Origin of the sequence: Streptomyces sp. NPDC046925 (genome assembly GCF_040644915.1) — a bacterium.
Lineage (GTDB): Bacteria > Actinomycetota > Actinomycetes > Streptomycetales > Streptomycetaceae > Streptomyces.
Genome location: NZ_JBEYWZ010000008.1, coordinates 174,474 through 190,701, shown reverse-complemented (window position 1 = coordinate 190,701; position 16,228 = coordinate 174,474). Strand labels below are relative to the sequence as shown.

The 16,228-nt window shown below is 69.7% G+C and carries 15 protein-coding genes and 1 riboswitch; of the genes, 4 read left to right on the top strand and 11 right to left on the bottom strand.

Annotation, left to right across the window (positions count from 1 at the left end):
* Nucleotides 1-22 precede the first annotated feature (22 nt).
* The 4 genes from ABZ906_RS29500 to ABZ906_RS29485 form a co-directional block, all read right to left on the bottom strand.
* Nucleotides 23-544 carry a hypothetical protein gene (locus ABZ906_RS29500; RefSeq protein ID WP_361387731.1) on the bottom strand — a complete coding sequence of 174 codons (522 nt, stop codon included), beginning with the start codon at nucleotides 542-544 and terminating at the stop codon, nucleotides 23-25.
* Nucleotides 545-711: 167 nt separating this feature from the next.
* Nucleotides 712-1,755: a helix-turn-helix domain-containing protein gene (locus tag ABZ906_RS29495; protein WP_361387728.1), complete on the bottom strand. Its 1,044-nt coding sequence runs from the start codon at nucleotides 1,753-1,755 to the stop codon at nucleotides 712-714.
* A 77-nt stretch (nucleotides 1,756-1,832) separates the two neighbouring features.
* Nucleotides 1,833-3,332 carry an MFS transporter gene (locus ABZ906_RS29490; protein WP_361387725.1) on the bottom strand — a complete coding sequence of 500 codons (1,500 nt, stop codon included), beginning with the start codon at nucleotides 3,330-3,332 and terminating at the stop codon, nucleotides 1,833-1,835.
* Nucleotides 3,333-3,474: 142 nt separating this feature from the next.
* Complete coding sequence (locus ABZ906_RS29485) at nucleotides 3,475-4,749, bottom strand: DUF445 domain-containing protein (protein WP_361186605.1); 1,275 nt, start codon at nucleotides 4,747-4,749, stop codon at nucleotides 3,475-3,477.
* Between the two features lie 379 nt (nucleotides 4,750-5,128).
* On the opposite strand from ABZ906_RS29485, the gene ABZ906_RS29480 reads away from it, so the two are divergent.
* On the top strand, nucleotides 5,129-6,448 hold the full coding sequence (locus ABZ906_RS29480; protein WP_361387722.1) for an SGNH/GDSL hydrolase family protein: 1,320 nt from the start codon (nucleotides 5,129-5,131) through the stop codon (nucleotides 6,446-6,448).
* Between the two features lie 64 nt (nucleotides 6,449-6,512).
* Here ABZ906_RS29480 and ABZ906_RS29475 read toward each other — a convergent pair whose 3' ends face one another.
* From ABZ906_RS29475 to ABZ906_RS29460, 4 genes are read right to left on the bottom strand one after another with little or no spacing between them, the layout of a single operon-like run.
* Entirely contained in the window at nucleotides 6,513-7,235 is a 723-nt protein-coding gene (locus ABZ906_RS29475) for a DUF1707 domain-containing protein (protein ID WP_361186610.1), read from the bottom strand.
* 9 nt (nucleotides 7,236-7,244) lie between these two features.
* Nucleotides 7,245-8,210 carry an ATP-binding cassette domain-containing protein gene (locus ABZ906_RS29470; RefSeq protein ID WP_361186612.1) on the bottom strand — a complete coding sequence of 322 codons (966 nt, stop codon included), beginning with the start codon at nucleotides 8,208-8,210 and terminating at the stop codon, nucleotides 7,245-7,247.
* 6 nt (nucleotides 8,211-8,216) lie between these two features.
* Nucleotides 8,217-9,080, bottom strand: a complete 864-nt coding sequence (locus ABZ906_RS29465) for an ABC transporter permease (RefSeq protein WP_361387719.1) — start codon at nucleotides 9,078-9,080, stop codon at nucleotides 8,217-8,219.
* Nucleotides 9,073-9,894, bottom strand: coding sequence for an ABC-2 family transporter protein (locus ABZ906_RS29460; RefSeq protein WP_361186616.1), 822 nt, complete (start codon nucleotides 9,892-9,894; stop codon nucleotides 9,073-9,075). The genes ABZ906_RS29465 and ABZ906_RS29460 overlap by 8 nt, the downstream gene beginning before the upstream one ends.
* 236 nt (nucleotides 9,895-10,130) lie before the next feature.
* Between ABZ906_RS29460 and ABZ906_RS29455 the strand changes: the two genes are divergently transcribed.
* A complete protein-coding gene (locus ABZ906_RS29455) occupies nucleotides 10,131-12,656 on the top strand; it encodes a transglycosylase domain-containing protein (RefSeq protein ID WP_361387716.1) in 2,526 nt (841 codons plus the stop codon).
* Nucleotides 12,657-12,710: 54 nt separating this feature from the next.
* On the opposite strand, the gene ABZ906_RS29450 is transcribed toward ABZ906_RS29455, so the two are convergent.
* The 3 genes from ABZ906_RS29450 to ABZ906_RS29440 form a co-directional block, all read right to left on the bottom strand.
* Nucleotides 12,711-13,031, bottom strand: a complete 321-nt coding sequence (locus ABZ906_RS29450; protein ID WP_361186622.1) for a multidrug efflux SMR transporter — start codon at nucleotides 13,029-13,031, stop codon at nucleotides 12,711-12,713.
* 49 nt (nucleotides 13,032-13,080) lie between these two features.
* Nucleotides 13,081-13,141: riboswitch (guanidine-III (ykkC-III) riboswitch) on the bottom strand.
* Nucleotides 13,142-13,203: 62 nt separating this feature from the next.
* Nucleotides 13,204-13,506: a co-chaperone GroES gene (locus ABZ906_RS29445; RefSeq protein ID WP_361186964.1), complete on the bottom strand. Its 303-nt coding sequence runs from the start codon at nucleotides 13,504-13,506 to the stop codon at nucleotides 13,204-13,206.
* A 97-nt stretch (nucleotides 13,507-13,603) separates the two neighbouring features.
* Entirely contained in the window at nucleotides 13,604-13,933 is a 330-nt protein-coding gene (locus ABZ906_RS29440) for a DUF3618 domain-containing protein (RefSeq protein ID WP_361387713.1), read from the bottom strand.
* A 181-nt stretch (nucleotides 13,934-14,114) separates the two neighbouring features.
* Between ABZ906_RS29440 and bcp the strand changes: the two genes are divergently transcribed.
* Both bcp and proP read left to right on the top strand, forming a co-directional pair.
* Complete coding sequence (bcp, locus tag ABZ906_RS29435; protein ID WP_361387710.1) at nucleotides 14,115-14,582, top strand: thioredoxin-dependent thiol peroxidase; 468 nt, start codon at nucleotides 14,115-14,117, stop codon at nucleotides 14,580-14,582.
* Nucleotides 14,583-14,704: 122 nt separating this feature from the next.
* Nucleotides 14,705-16,201 carry a glycine betaine/L-proline transporter ProP gene (gene proP / locus ABZ906_RS29430; protein ID WP_361186627.1) on the top strand — a complete coding sequence of 499 codons (1,497 nt, stop codon included), beginning with the start codon at nucleotides 14,705-14,707 and terminating at the stop codon, nucleotides 16,199-16,201.
* The last annotated feature ends 27 nt before the right edge of the window (nucleotides 16,202-16,228 follow it).

The window sequence follows — 16,228 nt, the reverse complement described above, 5'->3', positions numbered from 1 at the left end:
CAGGCCCCACGGCACGGACCGTTCAGACCTCACTGTCCCTGAACAACCGTGCGAACCCCGCGACGGCCAGCACCCCCGCCCCCATCACCAGCGCGCAGAGCCCCCACACCAGCGGCAGCGGCAGGATCGCCGCGTCCGGCTCGGGGTGGCTGTCGACGGAGAGGTACAGCAGCGTCGCCGGCGGGCCCGCCACCAGCAGCAGCGCCAGTACGAGGCGGTCGCGGAAGCCGAAGTAGGCCGCCAGGACCAGCATCGTGACCGCGAGGCCGGTGATGCCCAGCGCCGTCACCGGTGACGTCTCGTCGAGCGCGCCCGGCGTCTCGGGGCGGTTGCGCAGGTCCCAGGGGAGGCAGAGGAGGTACGCCGCTGCCGCTAGGCCCGCTCCCAGGGCGCGCGTCACCCAGCGCCGCAGGGGCGGGCTGGCGGGCAGGGACGTCAGCAGGTTCCGCGGGTTTATGGGGCTCAGTTCGTGGCGCGGGCTCATGCGCAGGCCTATGGCCCGCGGGCTCACGCGCTCGCTCATGTTCATCGACTTTGCCGTCATGCGTACAGAGCCTGCCGACCCGGCCGGACGGCGCGACAGAGTACGCGTACTCAGATAGTCGGATACTCGGATCGGCTCCCGCGCAACGCCGTGCAACGCGGCCCGACCCCGCGCGACGCCGCGCGACGCCGCGCGACGCCGCGCAACACCCTGCACCCCGGCTGCCCTCAGCCCGCACCCCTCGTCCCCCGGAACGTCATCCGGTACGCCCCCGGCGACACCCCGAGCCCCGCCTGGAAGTGCTGCCTCAGCGACGCGCCCGTGCCGAAGCCCGCCTCCGCGGCGATGCGGTCGACCGTGCGGTCCGTCTCCTCCAGGAGTTCGCGGGCCCGGTCCACGCGGCGCTGGGTCAGCCACTGCATCGGCGTCAGGCCCGTCTCCTCGCGGAAGCGGCGGCTGAAGGTGCGGATGCTCATGGACTCCTGCCCGGCGAGTTCGGCCAGCGTCAGGGGCTCCGCGAGCCGCTCCTGCGCCCACTGTCTGGCCCGGCCCGTCGAGGTCAGCCGCGGCTCCGCCAGCGGGCGGCGGATGTACTGGGCCTGGCCGCCCTCGCGGTGCGGGGGTACGACGTTGCGGCGGGCCACCTCCGCAGCGACGGCCGCTCCGTGGTCGCCGCGGATCATGTGCAGGCAGAGGTCGATGCCTGCCGCCTCGCCCGCCGAGGTGAGGACGGGCCCCTCGTCCACGTACAGGACGTCCGGGTCGACCGTCACGGCAGGGAACGTACGGGCGAAAAGGTCAGCCGACAGCCAGTGCGTCGTCGCCCTGCGGCCGTCGAGCAGCCCGGCTGCCGCCAGGACGAAGGCGCCGGTGCAGATGGAGGCGATACGGGCGCCGGAGGCGGAGTCGAGCACCGCGGCGAGGGCGGGCGGGAGCCTGCCGGGCCCCAGCGACTCGTCCTCCTCGTGCGAGGCGGGGACGATCACCGTGTCGGCGGCCGCCAACGCCTCGGGGCCGTGCTCGGCGTAGACGGGGAAGTCGGCGTCCGTACGGATCCTGCCGGGGGTCAGGGCGCAGGTCGTCAGTTCGTAGAGGCGCGTGCCCTGCGGCGAGCGCGCGTTGCCGAACAGCTGGTGGACCAGGCCCAGTTCCATGGGCAGCACGCCGTCCCGTACGAGAACCGCGACTCTGTGCGGAACCCCCGCCCTCTCCCTCGCGCTTTCCCCCGCCTTCTCCCCCGCCCTCTCCCCCGCCGCTCCCTCTCCGCTCATCCCCGGATCTTCCCACCCGCCTCGCCCGGAAGCCTTCACCCGCAAGCCCTCACCCGGCCGCCCTCACCCGGAAGCCCTCACCCCGAAGCCTTCGCCTCCGAGAGCGGCCTCGCGATGTCCTCGAGCGACTGCTGCTCGGCCTTCACCGCGAACGCCGCCGCGACCAGGCCCGCCGCGCACATCAGGCCCGCGCCGATCTGGAAGGCGAGCACCGTGTCGCCGACCACGCCCGACTCCGTGAGCTTGGCGAAGATCAGCGGGCCACTGATGCCGCCGGCGGCCGTACCGATGGCGTAGAAGAAGGCGATCGCCATGGCCCTGGTCTCCATGGGGAAGATCTCGGAGACCGTGAGGTAGGCGCTGCTCGCGCCCGCCGACGCGAAGAACAGGACCACGCACCAGCAGGCCGTCAGCGTCGTCGCGCTCAGCGAGCCCCGGTCGAACAGCCAGGCCGTGACGAAGAGCAGGACACCCGAGACGATGTACGTCGACGAGATCATGATCCGGCGGCCGACCGTGTCGAAGAGCTTGCCGAGGAAGAGCGGGCCCAGGAAGTTGCCCGCCGCGATGACGGCGAAGTAGTAGCCCGTGCTGCCCGAGGGGACGTCGAAGAACTTGGTGAGGATCGCGCCGAAGCCGAAGGTGATCGCGTTGTAGAGGAACGCCTGGCCGACGAAGAGGGAGAGACCGAGCGTCGCCCGCTTGGGGTAGTCGCGGAAGACGGTCTTCGCGATGAGGCCGAAGCCGATGCTCTTGCGCTGATGGATCGTGATCTCGCTCGCGGGCGGCGGCAGTCGTTCGCCCTTCTCCTCCTCGATCTCCCGCTCCACCGACGTGACGAGCGCATCCGCCTCCTCGCCCCGGCCGTGGATGAACTGCCAGCGCGGGCTCTCCGGCACGTGCCTGCGCACCAGCAGGATGACCAGGCCGAGGACGACCCCGAGGGCGAACGTGAGCCGCCAGCCGAGGTCCTTGGGGAAGATGCTCGTGTTCAGCATGACGACGGAGAGCAGCGAGCCGCCGATCGCACCGAGCCAGTAGCTGCCGTTGATGATCAGGTCGACCCGGCCGCGGTACTTGGACGGGATGAGTTCGTCGATGGCCGAGTTGATGGCCGCGTACTCGCCGCCGATGCCGAAGCCGGTGAGGAAACGGAAGAGGAAGAACCACCAGGCGTCGAACGACAGTGCGGTGAGCGCGGTGGCGCCGAGGTACACCGCGAGAGTGACCATGAAGAGCTTTTTTCGGCCGAACTTGTCCGTGAGGCGGCCGAAGAAGAGGGCACCGGCGCAGGCTCCCGCCACGTACAGGGCCGCCGCGGTGCCGGTGACCTGGGCGGAGCTGATCGCGAGGCCGCTGCCTTCCTCGGAGAGGCGGCTCGCGATGTTGCCGACGGTGGTGACTTCCAGGCCGTCCAGGATCCAGACCGTGCCGAGGCCGATGACGATCATCCAGTGCCAGCGGGACCAGGGCAGCCGGTCGAGCCGGGCGGGGACGGCGGTGGTGACGGTTCCGGTCTCGTTGCCCGGGCGCTCTCGGTCGGGCGGCGGGGCGGGCGTGGACGACGACGCGGTCATGGCGGGCGGCTCCTTCCGCTGTCCCACGTCGCCGGCCGCATCTGCCGTGTCCGGGCGACGGCCCTCCCGGCGTCGGGAGAGCTACTCCAGAGTGCCCAGCAGAACCCCCCTCACGCGCGCTGGAGCCACCCGGAGAGGCCCCCTACGCCCCCAGCAGCCGCGAGACCGAATAGATGAGGAGCCCCGCCAACGCCCCCACGACCGTGCCGTTGATCCGGATGAACTGCAGGTCACGCCCGATGTGCGCCTCGATCTTCTTCGACGTGTGCTCCGCGTCCCAGCCCGCGACGGTGTCGGTGATCAGGGAGGTGATCTCGTCCCGGTACGTCGTGACCACGTACACCGCGGCGCCCTCGACCCAGCCGTCGACCTTCTGCTGGAGCCGCCCGTCCGTCGCCATCCGCGCGCCCAGCGAGAGCAGCGCGGCCCGCACCCGCAGGCGTAGCTCGCTCTGCTCGTCCTCGGCGGCGGCCACGATCATCTGGCGTACGGCCGACCAGGCGGAGGCGATCAGGTCCTGCACCTCGCCCCGGCCCAGGACCTCCCGCTTGAGGCGCTCCACGCGCTCCCGGGTGTCCGAGTCGGACTGGAGGTCGGCGGCGAAGTCGGCCAGGAAGCGGTCGACGGCGCCGCGCGCGGGGTGCTCGGGCATGTCCCGCATCTCGGCGAGGAAGCGGAGCAGTTCCTTGTAGACCCGCTCGCCGACCTTCTTGTCGACGAATCGCGGGGTCCAGCCGGGCGCGCCGCCCTGCACCGCCTGCATGACCGACTCGTCGTGCAGCACGAGCCAGTCGTGGGCGCGGGCGCAGACCAGGTCGACGACCCGCTTGTGGCCGCCGTCGGCGACGACCTTCTCCAGCATCTTGCCGATGCCCGGCGCGATCTCCTGGGCATCGGCGCGCCGCGTGATGGCCTCGCCGACGACCGCCTGGACGTCGGAGTCGCGCAGGACCGTCAGGGCGCCGCGCAGCGCCGTGGCCAGTTCGGCCGTCACCCGGTCGGCGTGTTCGGGGTCCGCCAGCCAGGTGCCGAGCCGGTTTCCGATGCCCACGGCGCGCAGCCGTCCCCGTACGACATCGGATGAGAGAAAGTTCTCACCCACGAACTCGCCCAGGGATACGCCCAGTTGGTCCTTTTTGTTCGGGATGATCGCCGTGTGCGGGATGGGCAGTCCGAGGGGATGGCGGAAGAGCGCCGTCACCGCGAACCAGTCGGCGAGCGCGCCGACCATGCCCGCCTCGGCCGCCGCCGCGACATAGCCCGCCCAGGCGCCCGCGCCCGAGTTCTGCGCCCATTTGGCGAGTACGTAGACGAGCGCGACGAAGACCAACAGGCCCGTCGCGGTGATCTTCATCCGGCGGACGCCGCGCCGTTTCTCCTCGTCAGCGGGGCTGTACGTGAATCCGCCGGCTCCCATGCCGGAGCCGGGACCGGGACCGGGACCGGAGCCTGAGCTGACGCCCGCGCCGGAGTCCGTGGGGCCGCCGATTGCCGGGCGGGACTCACGGGAAGGCTGTCCGGCAGGCCCCGCTTTAGCCGCATCATCCGGAAATGATCGATTCGTACGTTCCACTCACTCCACCTGGCCCGTTTGCGTGGTTCGCGGCGTCGTCATCCGTATTGTCCCCGTCTCTCTGCACCCCTTCCTGACCGACTCCTGGAACGGACCACAAGTTCCCGGCGTCTGAATGGTCGGAGGGGGGCAGTGTCGGCCGCCTCACGGCCCATGACGCATCATGGGGTGATCACATCGGAGCCTCGATCAGGCTCCCCCTGCTCGAGGAGACACAGCCCGCATGACCAAGCGTCACGGTTATGCCCTGCTTGCCGCGGTCCTCGCGGTAATAGTGGTGATTTCCGCCGCCATATATCTCGGTGTATCGACCGACGACGGATCTCAGGACACCATCAGCGCAGGGCCCCGAGGCCCGCGCAACTCCGCCGCGCCCGCTTCCGCGGGCACGTGGGTCGGCTCTTGGGCCGCATCCCCCGCGGCGGCCGAACCAAACACGCAGCGCAACGGCTTCGCGGGCAAGTCCATCCGCAACGTCGTGCACACCAGCGTGGGCGGCAACAGCGCCCGCATCACCCTGTCGAACCTGTACGGGCAGCAGCCGCTGAGCATCACCCACGCCTCCATAGCCGTCGCCGTCGGTTCGAACAACCCGGCCGCCGCGCCCGGCACCCTGCGCCGCCTGAACTTCAACGGCAACACGTCCGTGGTGATCCCCGCGGGCCAGCAGGTGATGAGCGACGCGGTCCGGATGCGCGTGCCGCACGCCAGCGACCTCCTGGTCACGACGTACTCGCCGACCCCCTCCGGGCCGGTGACCTTCCACCCGCACGCCCGCCAGGTCAGCTACGTCGCCGACGGGGACCGTACGGAAGACCCGAACAGCGCCGCGTACAACCAGCAGAGCACCTCCTGGCGCTACCTCTCGGCCGTGGACGTCCTGAGCAACGAGGCGGACGGCACCGTCGTCGTCTTCGGTGACTCGCTCACCGACGGCATCTCCTCCACCATGGGCGCCAACGCCCGCTGGACCGACGGCCTCGCCACCCGCCTGCGCGACGAGTCGGGCGGCCCGCGCTACGGCGTGGTGAACGCGGGCATCAGCGGCAACCGCGTCCTCTCGGACGGGAACGGCACGCCCGCGGACAACCCGAGCGGCCTCTCGCGCTTCGACCGCGACGTGCTCGACCGGTCGGGCGTCAAGGCCGTCGTCGTGGCGCTCGGCGTCAACGACATCCTGCGCAACCCGCACCAGAACAACCCCGACCGCATCGTGGAGGGCCTGCGGGAGCTGACCCGGCAGGCGCACACCCGCGGACTGCGGGTCGTCGGGGCGACCCTGATGCCGTTCGGCGGCCACCGGGGCTACGAGCCGGCGCTCGAGAACGTCCGCCAGGCGGTGAACGAGCAGATCCGCGACGGCAAGGTCTTCGACGAGTTCGTCGACTTCGACCGGGCGCTGCGGGACCCGTACGACCCCCGCAAGCTGCGCACCCAGTACGACTCCGGTGACCACCTGCACCCGAGCGACGAGGGCTACCGGCGGATGGCGCAGACGTTCAACCTGACGCAGCTGCGCGGTTCCGCGGCCGCCGAGCTGTAGCCGTACCGGGGCTGCCGCCAGGGGCTCGGTCCAACGACTGAGCCCCGTCCCTCAGCCCCGTCCCTCAGCCCCGCTCCTCGCGCTTGCGCATCTGGAGCTCGCGCCGCTCCTCGCGTCTGTCCAGACGCTCGCGGCGCCGCTCCTCCTTCAGGCGCAGCTTCTCCACCCGGCGGATCTTGCGGTCCACGCCGACGCCGCCCATCAGGGCGAAGCCCTTGACGACCACGCGGGGCGAGCCGGGAGTGCCCTCGCCGGTCGCCTTGTCGTCGAAGCCGCCCATGAAGCCGAAGCCCTTGACGACGACGGTCATCTCCGGCGGCACGATGACCTGCATGCCGCCCATGAGGGTCCAGCAGCGGATCTCCACGTCGCGCTCCGTGAACCGCGCCTCGCGCAGGTCGATCTCGCCGCCGCCCCAGATGGCGATCCCGTCGAACTGCCGGCCGACCACCCAGCCGCCCTTGCGGCCGAACCCGCCCCAGAAGGCGAAGCCGAGCTTCGACGTCGGTTCGCCGCCCACCATCCGCTCGGACCAGTCGATGGCGGCGGGATCGTCGCTCACCGGGCCCTTCACCATGGACACCTTGGCGTTCACCGCGGGCAGATCCCGCGTGATCGGCTCAAGCTCGCCGTACGTACGGGCCTTGTACGTCGCCTCCAGGCGCTCCTCGAACTCCTCCATGTCGAGACGGCCCTCGGCCACCGCGTCACGGAGTCGTTCGGCGACACGCTCGCGGTCGGCGTCGGCGGCCCGGAGGTCGGGGAGATGCGGCTGCTCGTCGGTCATACGAGCAGCCTACGAGGTCGCCTTGTCCGCGTACATCTTGGCGATGACCGCCTCGATGTCCGGTTCCCTGACCGAGAGGTCGACCATCGGATACCGCTCGGCGACCCGGGCGACAAGCGGAGCTGCCGACTCCGCCGCGGGGAAGGCGAGCCACTGCCGCGGGCCCTCCACTTTGACCACCCGCGCCGACTCGACCTCGATGGGCGGAAGTTCGCGCTCCAGGTCCACGACCAGGGTCCGCTCGCTCTCCCCCGCCTCGTGCAGACCGCCGAGCGGGCCGTCGTACATCAGGCGGCCGTGGTCGATGACCATCACCCGCTTGCACAGCTGCTCGATGTCGGTCAGGTCGTGCGTGGTGAGCAGGACCGTCGTGCCCGACTCCGCGTTCAAGTCCCGCAGGAATCCGCGCACTTTGGCCTTGCTGATCACGTCGAGACCGATCGTCGGCTCGTCGAGATAGAGCACCTCGGGGTCGTGCAGCAGCGCCGCCGCGATGTCCCCGCGCATCCGCTGGCCCAGCGAGAGCTGACGCACCGGCACGTCCAACAGCTCGGCCAGCTCAAGGAGTTCGACGCACCGGTCGAGGTTCTCCCTGAAGCGGGCGTCCGGGATGCGGTACATGCGGTGCATCAGGCGGTACGAGTCGATCAGCGGCAGGTCCCACCACAGGGTGGTGCGCTGGCCGAAGACCACGCCGATCCGCCGCGCCAGGCGGGTGCGCTCGCGGGACGGGTCGATGCCCGCGACTCGCAGCCGGCCGCCGCTCGGGGTCAGGATGCCGGTCAGCATCTTGATCGTCGTCGACTTGCCCGCGCCGTTCGGGCCGATGTAGCCGACCATCTCGCCGCGCGGCACGGTGAAGGAGATGCCGTCGACGGCACGCACCTCGTGCTTCTCGCGCCGCAGGAAGCCGGTCTTCTTGCGTACGTCGAAGACCTTCTCGACGCCGTCGAGCTCAATGAGATCTGTGGACACGGAAGTTCAGCTCCCTGTACTGCGGTACGAACGAAGGCCGGTGCGCCAGGCGAGGCCCGCGAGGGCGAGCAGGACGGCGGCCACCAGCGGCGGCGTGAAGGCGGTCCACGCCGGCAGGTCCAGCGGATAGGGCCGCCCGAGGACGTACAGCGCCGGAATCCAGTTCACGAAGGCCAGCGGCAGGATGAAGGTGACGCCGCGCACCAGGTCCCTGGCGAAGACCGTCGGCGGGAACTGGAGCAGCGTGGTGCCGCCGTACGTGAAGGCGTTCTGCACCTCGGCCGCGTCCTGCGCCGCGAACTGGAAGGCCGCGCCCGCCACGAACACCGCCGCGAAGATGCCCGCGCCGCACAGCAGCATCAGCGGGACCATCAGGACCTTCAGCGGGGTCCAGGAGATGTCCAGGACCACGAGCGAGTACGCGAGGACGAGCGCGCCCTGCGTCACGCGCCCGAGGCGGTGCAGGCCGAAGCGGTCGGCGGCGACCTGCGCGATCACCGGGGCGGGCCGCACCAGGAGCGTGTCGAGCGTGCCGTCGCGCACCCGCTTGCCGAGCCGGTCCATGGACCCCAGAGCGAGGTCCGCGACCCCGAACGACGTGCACGAGGCGCCGTACAGGAAGGCGATCTCGGAGAGCGAGTAGCCGCCGAGCCGGTCCACCTGCGAGAACATCAGCAGGATCGCCGCGAAGTCGAACGCGGTCACCGCGAAGTTGCCGAACGCGGTCATCGCGAACGAGAGGCGGTAGGCCATCAGGGAGCGGATCCACATGCCGGAGATCAGCCGGTAGGCCCGCAGCCCGTCCCGCACCTGCGTGAGGCCGTGGCGTGCCCGTGCGGGGCCGTTCCGCGCCTGTGTGAGGTCATCCACCCTGGACCACCACCCGTCGCGTGGCCACGGCCTGCAACAGCCGCCCGGCCGTCAGCAGCACCGCGGCCCAGCCGATCTGGAAGGCGTATGTCTCCAGGAGGTCCACGCCCGTGTGCTTGCCGAGGAACACGTCGGCGGGCACCTGGAGCAGCGCCGACCAGGGCAGCGCCCGGGCGACCTCGCCGAGCGCCCCCGGAAAGACGTTCAGGGGAAGCAGCATCCCGGAGAAGAAGGTGCCCGCGAGCATCGCCACCTGGGCGGTGCCCGCGCCGTCCATCAGCCAGAACGCGGAGAGCGCCACCAGGAAGCGGATCGCGAAGCTCACGAGCACCCCGAGGAACACGGCGATCAGGAACGCGAGCCAGCGTTCCGGTTCGGCGGGCAGGGCCAGGTCGAAGACGAGGGCACCGACGACCATCGGCACGACACCGCGCCCGAGCAGCTGGAACAGGGCCCGGCCCAGGTCGGTCGCGAGCCACCAGAGCTGCAGGTCGGCGGGCCGGTACAGGTCCACGGCGATGTCCCCGGTGCGGATCCGTTCGATCAGCTCGCCCTCGAAGCCGCCGCCCATCAGCGCCATCACCGTGAGCAGCGCCTGCCCCAGCCAGACGAACGTCAGCGCCTGCGCCTGGTCGTATCCGCCGAGCCCTGGCCGCTCGTCCCACAGGGCGATATAGGTGTAGGCGAGAATGAGACCGAAGACGGTGTTGGTGAAAACCCCCGCCAGGGTGGCCGTCCGGTAGGTCGCGTACCGCCTGAAGCCGCTTCGGGCGACGGCCGCGTACAAGCGGAACCGTCCTGTACGCACACGCATCCCCTTTAACGAGAGCTTTGACGAGAGCAGAGCTTTGACGAGACCTTCGACGAGCTACGCCGAACGCCGTGCCCGATCCGGACCAAAGAGACGGAGCCTAGTGCGGTCGTCACCGCTCGTGCCAGGCATTTTCGGCGCTCGGCGCGTGCCTGGCAGGGAACGCGTGAAGCGACAGTGTGCAATGGGTCGTACGAGGCGTACGTGACGTACGACGCGAACCGGGAGTTCCACGAGACATGAGCAGCAGCGACGAGCCGCAGCAGCCGGGTGGCAAAGAGCCCGAGGGCTGGGCACCCCGCGAACCCGTGGACCCCCCGGCCACTCCCCCGGCCGGCACCCCGGCGAACACCGCCGCATCCCCGGAAGGCGGCCCGGAAGGCGCGACCGGCACCGACGGCACCGGCAAGAAGGGCAAGAAGAAGCGCCCCAAACGCAAGGGCTGGCGGCGGATCTTCCCCACCTGGCGCATGGTGCTCGGCGGATTCATCCTGCTGATCCTGCTCTGCGTCGGCGGCTTCGCCGCGGGCTACATGATCGTCGAGATCCCCCCGGCCAACACAGCGGCTACCGCGCAGAGCAACGTCTATCTCTACGCCGACGGCAGCCAGCTGGCCCGCGACGGCGAGGTCAACCGCGAGAACGTACCGCTGAGCCAGATCCCCAAGGAGGTCCAGCACGCCGCGCTCGCCGCCGAGGACCGGGACTTCTACAGCGAGTCCGCCGTCGACCCCAAGGCGATGATCCGCGCCGCCTACAACACCGTCACCGGCAAGGGAAAGCAGTCCGGTTCGACGATCACCCAGCAGTTCGTGAAGAACTACTACCTCGGCCAGGAGCAGACGGTCACCCGCAAGGCCAAGGAGTTCTTCATCTCCATCAAGCTGGACCGCGAGGTGAGCAAGGACGACATCCTCGCCGGGTATCTGAACACCAGCTACTTCGGGCGCAACGCGTACGGCGTGCAGGCCGCCGCCCAGGCGTACTTCGGCAAGAACGTGAAGGACCTCAACACCTCCCAGGGCGCCTATCTGGCGACACTCCTCAACTCCCCCAACGCGTACGACGTGGCGACCCACCCGGAGAACAAGCCGCGTGCCGTGGCCCGCTGGAACTACGTCCTGGACGGCATGGTCAAGGAAGGGTGGCTCAGCGCCTCCGCACGGGCGAAGGCCGACTTCCCCGCACCGAAGGAGGCCAAGGGCGCGTCCGGCCTCTCCGGGCAGCGCGGCTATCTCGTGCAGGCCGTCGAGGACTATCTGACGTCCAACAAGATCGTCGACGAGGACACTCTGGCCAAGGGCGGCTACCGCATCACCACCACCCTCCAGAAGGACCGCCAGGACGCCTTCAAGAAGGCCGTCGACGACCAGGTGATGTCCAAGGTCGACAAGGATGCCCGCAAGGTCGACCGCAACGTCCGCGCGGGCGGCGCGTCGATCGACCCGAAGACCGGCGAGGTCGTCGCGATGTACGGCGGCATCGACTACACCAAGCAGTACGTCAACAACGCCACGCGCCGTGACTACCAAGTGGGCTCCACCTTCAAGCCGTTCGTCTTCACCTCGGCCGTGGAGAACGGCTCGGTCACCCAGGACGGCCGCACGATCACCCCGAACACGATCTACGACGGCACCAACAAGCGACCCGTGCAGGGCTGGGACGGCGGCGCGTACGCCCCCGAGAACGAGGACGACGTCAACTACGGCGACATCACCGTCAGCACCGCCACCGACAAGTCCGTCAACTCGGTCTACGCGCAGATGGCCGTCGACGTCGGCTCGGACAAGGTCAAGGACACCGCGGTCGCCCTCGGCGTCCCCTCGGGCACGCCCGACCTGACCGCGTCCCCGTCCATCGCGCTCGGCCCGTCCACGGCATCCGTCCTGGACATGACCGAGGCGTACGCGACGCTCGCCAACCACGGCAAGCACCCCACGTACACGATGGTCGCCAAGGTCACCAAGGACGGCCAGGAGATCGAACTCCCGGAGCCGAAGACCGCGCAGGCCGTCAGCCGCGAGGCCGCCGACACCACCACGTCCATCCTGCAGAGCGTCGTCGACGGCGGCACCGGCACGGCCGCGCAGGCCGCGGGCCGCCCGGCGGCGGGCAAGACCGGCACCGCCGAGGAGGACAAGGCGGCCTGGTTCGCGGGCTACACCCCCGAACTGGCCACCGTCGTCTCCGTGATGGGCCAGAACCCCGACACCGGCGCCCACACCCCGCTGTACGGGGCCCTCGGCCAGCCCCGCATCAACGGCGGCGCCTTCCCCGCGCAGATCTGGGCGCAGTTCACCAGGGAGGCCCTCCAGGACGAGCCGATCCAGGACTTCGAACTGGACGTGGAGGAAGGCGCCGACGTACCGGAGATCCCGGACCCCTCGGCCACCGAGGAGGACCCGGCGACCGGCGGGGCGGCCACCGGCGGCGAGACGCCGGGCCTGGACGAGGGCCAGACCCAGGGTCAGGACCAGGGCCAGACGCAGGGCCAGGACCAGGGGCAGACCCAAGGCCAGGACCAGGGCCAGACGCAGGGCCAGGACCAGGGGCAGACGCAGGGCCCGACGACGGACGGCGGTGCCACCGCCGACGGCGGAGCGACCGACGGAGGCACCCCCACCGACCCGGGCGCCACACAGGGCGGCCAGACGGACGGCGGCGCCGCCGACGGCGGTACGGGCGTCGCCGAGGGTGCCGTGGGCGGCTTCCCGGACAACGCGGCGACCTACAGAAGGAAGGGCGACGGGGGTCCGGGGTACTGACGGCGGTCCCGGCGGCGTCCTGGCGGCAGCCCGGCGCCGCCGGGAGGTCATCTGCTAGTGACCCGACGTCGCCTTCAGGCCCACCACGGCGACGAGCAGCAGCACGACGAAGAAGATCCGGGCGGCGGTGACGGGCTCGCCCAGGATCACCATGCCGAGCACCGCCGCACCGGCGGCGCCGATGCCGACCCAGACGCCGTACGCCGTGCCGATGGGCAGCGTCTTGGCGGCGTGGGAGAGCAGCATCATGCTCGCGACGATTCCGAGGCCCGTGAACACGCTCGGCCACAGCCGGGTGAACCCCTCGGTGTACTTCATCCCGATCGACCAGCCCACTTCGAGCAGACCGGCGACGATCAACAGAACCCAGGCCACGACGGCACCTCCGACACGTAGAGACGCGATCTCGCGTCACTTGAATGGGGGTGCGTCGTCTTTGCGGAAACCCGGTACGGCGCGTCTCGTCGGGTCCTTAAAAGGTAGCAAATGACGCGCGGAAGGGGCTGGTGACGATGATCACCAGCCCCTCGCGCATGTTCACTGACCGCTACAGATACAGCCCGGTCGAATCCTCGGAGCCCTCGAAGCGATCGGCGGCCACGGCGTGCAGATCCCGCTCGCGCATCAGCACGTACGACACACCCCGCACCTCCACCTCGGCCCGGTCCTCCGGGTCGTAGAGGACACGGTCACCCGGCTCCACCGCCCGCACGTTCTGCCCCACGGCGACCACCTCGGCCCACGCGAGCCGCCTGCCGACGGCGGCGGTCGCGGGGATCAGGATGCCGCCGCCCGACTTGCGCTCGCCCTCGGCGGTGTCCTGCCGCACGAGCACGCGGTCGTGCAGCATCCGGATGGGCAGCTTGTCGTCGTGGGGGCTTTGTCCCTGGCTTTTGGCGCTCACGCCCCGAACCTACCTGCCCACGGCGCGCCCGGACGCTCCCGGGTCAGTCCTTGCGGCGCCGCGAACTCACCGCGAGCAGCCCCACGAGCCCCACGACCACCAGCGCCACGGGCACGACGCGCTCCAGACGCGGCGCACCGTCCTCGGTCACCAGCTGGGCCCGCACATCGGAGACGACGCGGTTGGCACCGACGTACGCCCGACCGAGGGAGTTGTCCACACTCGCGACGACCTTGGCCTTCGCGTCCCCGACGATCGTCTTCGGGTGCACCCGCACCCCGATCTCGTCGAGCGTCTCGGCGAGCGTCACGCGACGGCGCTTGATGTCCGCCTCGATCTGCGCCGGGGTCCTGGTGTCCGACGTGTCCGCCACCGCGCTGCCTCCGTGATCGTGTCCGGCTGTCTGTTCTACCCGGGCCTTCTGTACGTATCGCCGACAGTCTGTCAGCTCCACGCCCGCCGCACCCCACGGCACCCCTATTACGCTCGACTCCGTCACCACATGTTTTACGAGCATCCTGCTTACGCAGCATCCTGTGCGAGGAGACCGAAAGATGAGCGAGCGACTCACCCCCGGCGACACGGCCCCGGCGTTCACCCTGCCGGACGCGGACGGCAACGAGGTCTCCCTGGCCGATCACAAGGGCCGCAAGGTCATCGTCTACTTCTACCCGGCAGCGCTTACCCCCGGCTGCACCAAGCAGGCCTGCGACTTCACGGACAACCTCGACGTACTCGCCTCGGCGGGGTACGACGTCATCGGCGTGTCCCCCGACAAGCCGGAGAAGCTGGCCAAGTTCCGCGAGCAGGAGAACCTCAAGGTCACGCTGGTCGGCGACCCCTCCAAGGAGACCCTGGAGGCATACGGCGCCTTCGGCGAGAAGAAGCTGTACGGCAAGACCGTCACCGGCGTCATCCGCTCCACGGTCGTCGTCGACGAGACCGGCAAGGTCGAGCACGCCTTCTACAACGTCAAGGCGACCGGCCACGTCGCCAAGATCATCAAGGACCTGGGCATCTGACCCGGCCCCCAAGCCCTCTCCGAGTGTGACGAAAGCCCCCTTTGAAGGGGGCTTTCGTTTGCGTCGGCGCGGATCGAGCAAGTGATGCCAGGAGGATTATTCGCAGAACGGAAGGACTACCCATGGCGGCCCACGACGAGGCAGCGGCCGATCTTGAGGCTGTGAAGCGCCACCGCACCCTCTTCCGCGCCGTCAAACGCCGCAAGGATCCGCCCCTGCGACGCACGGACATCACGGTCACAGACGATGCCGCGGTCAAAAGAGCCGTCAAAGCGGCCTCGCTCGGCAACGCCATGGAATGGTTCGACTTCGGCATCTACAGCTACCTGGCCGTCACCATCGGCCACGTCTTCTTCCCGTCCGGGAACGACACGGTCCAGCTGATCTCGTCCTTCGCCACCTTCGCGGTCTCCTTCCTGGTACGCCCCATCGGCGGCATGGTCTTCGGCCCCATGGGTGACAAGATCGGCCGCAAGAAGGTCCTCGCCCTGACGATGATCATGATGGCGATCGGCACCCTCGCCATCGGACTCATCCCGTCCTACTCCACGATCGGCTTCTGGGCACCCGTCCTGCTGATCTTCTTCCGCCTGGTCCAGGGCTTCTCCACGGGCGGCGAGTACGGCGGCGCGTCGACCTTCATCGCCGAGTACGCCCCCGACAAGCGCCGCGGCTACTTCGGCAGCTTCCTGGAGATGGGAACCCTCGCCGGGTACACGGGCGCGGCGGGCCTCGTCCTCATCCTCAACAGCGCCCTCGGCTCGGACGCCATGGAATCGTGGGGCTGGCGCCTGCCGTTCCTCGTCGCGGGCCCGCTCGGCCTCGTCGGCCTCTACCTCCGTCTGAAGCTCGACGAGACACCGGCGTTCCAGAAGATGGAGGACGCCACCTTCCACGCGGCGTCCGAAGGCGCGTCCACGGTCGAGACGACCGCTAAGGGCGACCTCGCGAAGATCTTCCGCGACCACTGGCCCAAGCTGATCCTCTGCATCGCCCTGGTCGGCGCGTACAACATCACCGACTACATGCTCCTGTCGTACATGCCGACGTACCTCTCCGACGAGCTCGGCTACGACGACTCGCACGGGCTGCTGCTGCTCATCGGCACGATGGTGATCCTGATGCTGATCATCACGCAGGTGGGCAAGCTCTCCGACCGCTTCGGCCGCAAGCCGCTCCTGATGACGGGCATGGTCAGCTTCCTGGTCATCTCGATCCCGGCGTTCCTCCTGATCAAGCAGGGCAGTCTGGTCGCCGTCTCCGCCGGCATGCTCCTCCTGGGGCTCTCCCTGGTCTGCCTCCTCGGCACCATGTCGGCCACGCTTCCGGCCCTGTTCCCGACGTCGGTCCGCTACGGCTCCCTGTCCGTCGGCTACAACCTCTCCGCCTCCCTCTTCGGCGGCACGGCTCCCCTGGTCATCACGTCCCTGATCAGCATCACGGGCACGGACATGATCCCGGCGTACTACTCGATGGCGGCGGCGCTGGTGGGTGTCATCGCGGTGGCCTGCATGAAGGAAACGGCCCAGCAGCCGCTGGAGGGTTCGCCCCCATCGGTAGGCACAAAGGAGGAAGCAGCAGAAATGGTCGAATCAGCGGCCCCGACCCCGCGCTTCTGACCCCGCCCCGCCCCGGAACGGCCCGCC

Coding starts and splice junctions, on each gene's coding strand:
- ABZ906_RS29475 (WP_361186610.1), bottom strand. CDS start 7,235: ATGACCGACGAGCAGCCGCATCTCCCCGACCTCCGGGCCGCCGACGCC.
- ABZ906_RS29445 (WP_361186964.1), bottom strand. CDS start 13,506: ATGCTGCACGACCGCGTGCTCGTGCGGCAGGACACCGCCGAGGGCGAG.
- ABZ906_RS29490 (WP_361387725.1), bottom strand. CDS start 3,332: ATGACCGCGTCGTCGTCCACGCCCGCCCCGCCGCCCGACCGAGAGCGC.
- ABZ906_RS29460 (WP_361186616.1), bottom strand. CDS start 9,894: ATGCGTGTGCGTACAGGACGGTTCCGCTTGTACGCGGCCGTCGCCCGA.
- ABZ906_RS29485 (WP_361186605.1), bottom strand. CDS start 4,749: ATGGGAGCCGGCGGATTCACGTACAGCCCCGCTGACGAGGAGAAACGG.
- ABZ906_RS29500 (WP_361387731.1), bottom strand. CDS start 544: ATGACGGCAAAGTCGATGAACATGAGCGAGCGCGTGAGCCCGCGGGCC.
- proP (WP_361186627.1), top strand. CDS start 14,705: ATGGCGGCCCACGACGAGGCAGCGGCCGATCTTGAGGCTGTGAAGCGC.
- ABZ906_RS29455 (WP_361387716.1), top strand. CDS start 10,131: ATGAGCAGCAGCGACGAGCCGCAGCAGCCGGGTGGCAAAGAGCCCGAG.
- ABZ906_RS29480 (WP_361387722.1), top strand. CDS start 5,129: ATGACCAAGCGTCACGGTTATGCCCTGCTTGCCGCGGTCCTCGCGGTA.
- bcp (WP_361387710.1), top strand. CDS start 14,115: ATGAGCGAGCGACTCACCCCCGGCGACACGGCCCCGGCGTTCACCCTG.
- ABZ906_RS29495 (WP_361387728.1), bottom strand. CDS start 1,755: ATGAGCGGAGAGGGAGCGGCGGGGGAGAGGGCGGGGGAGAAGGCGGGG.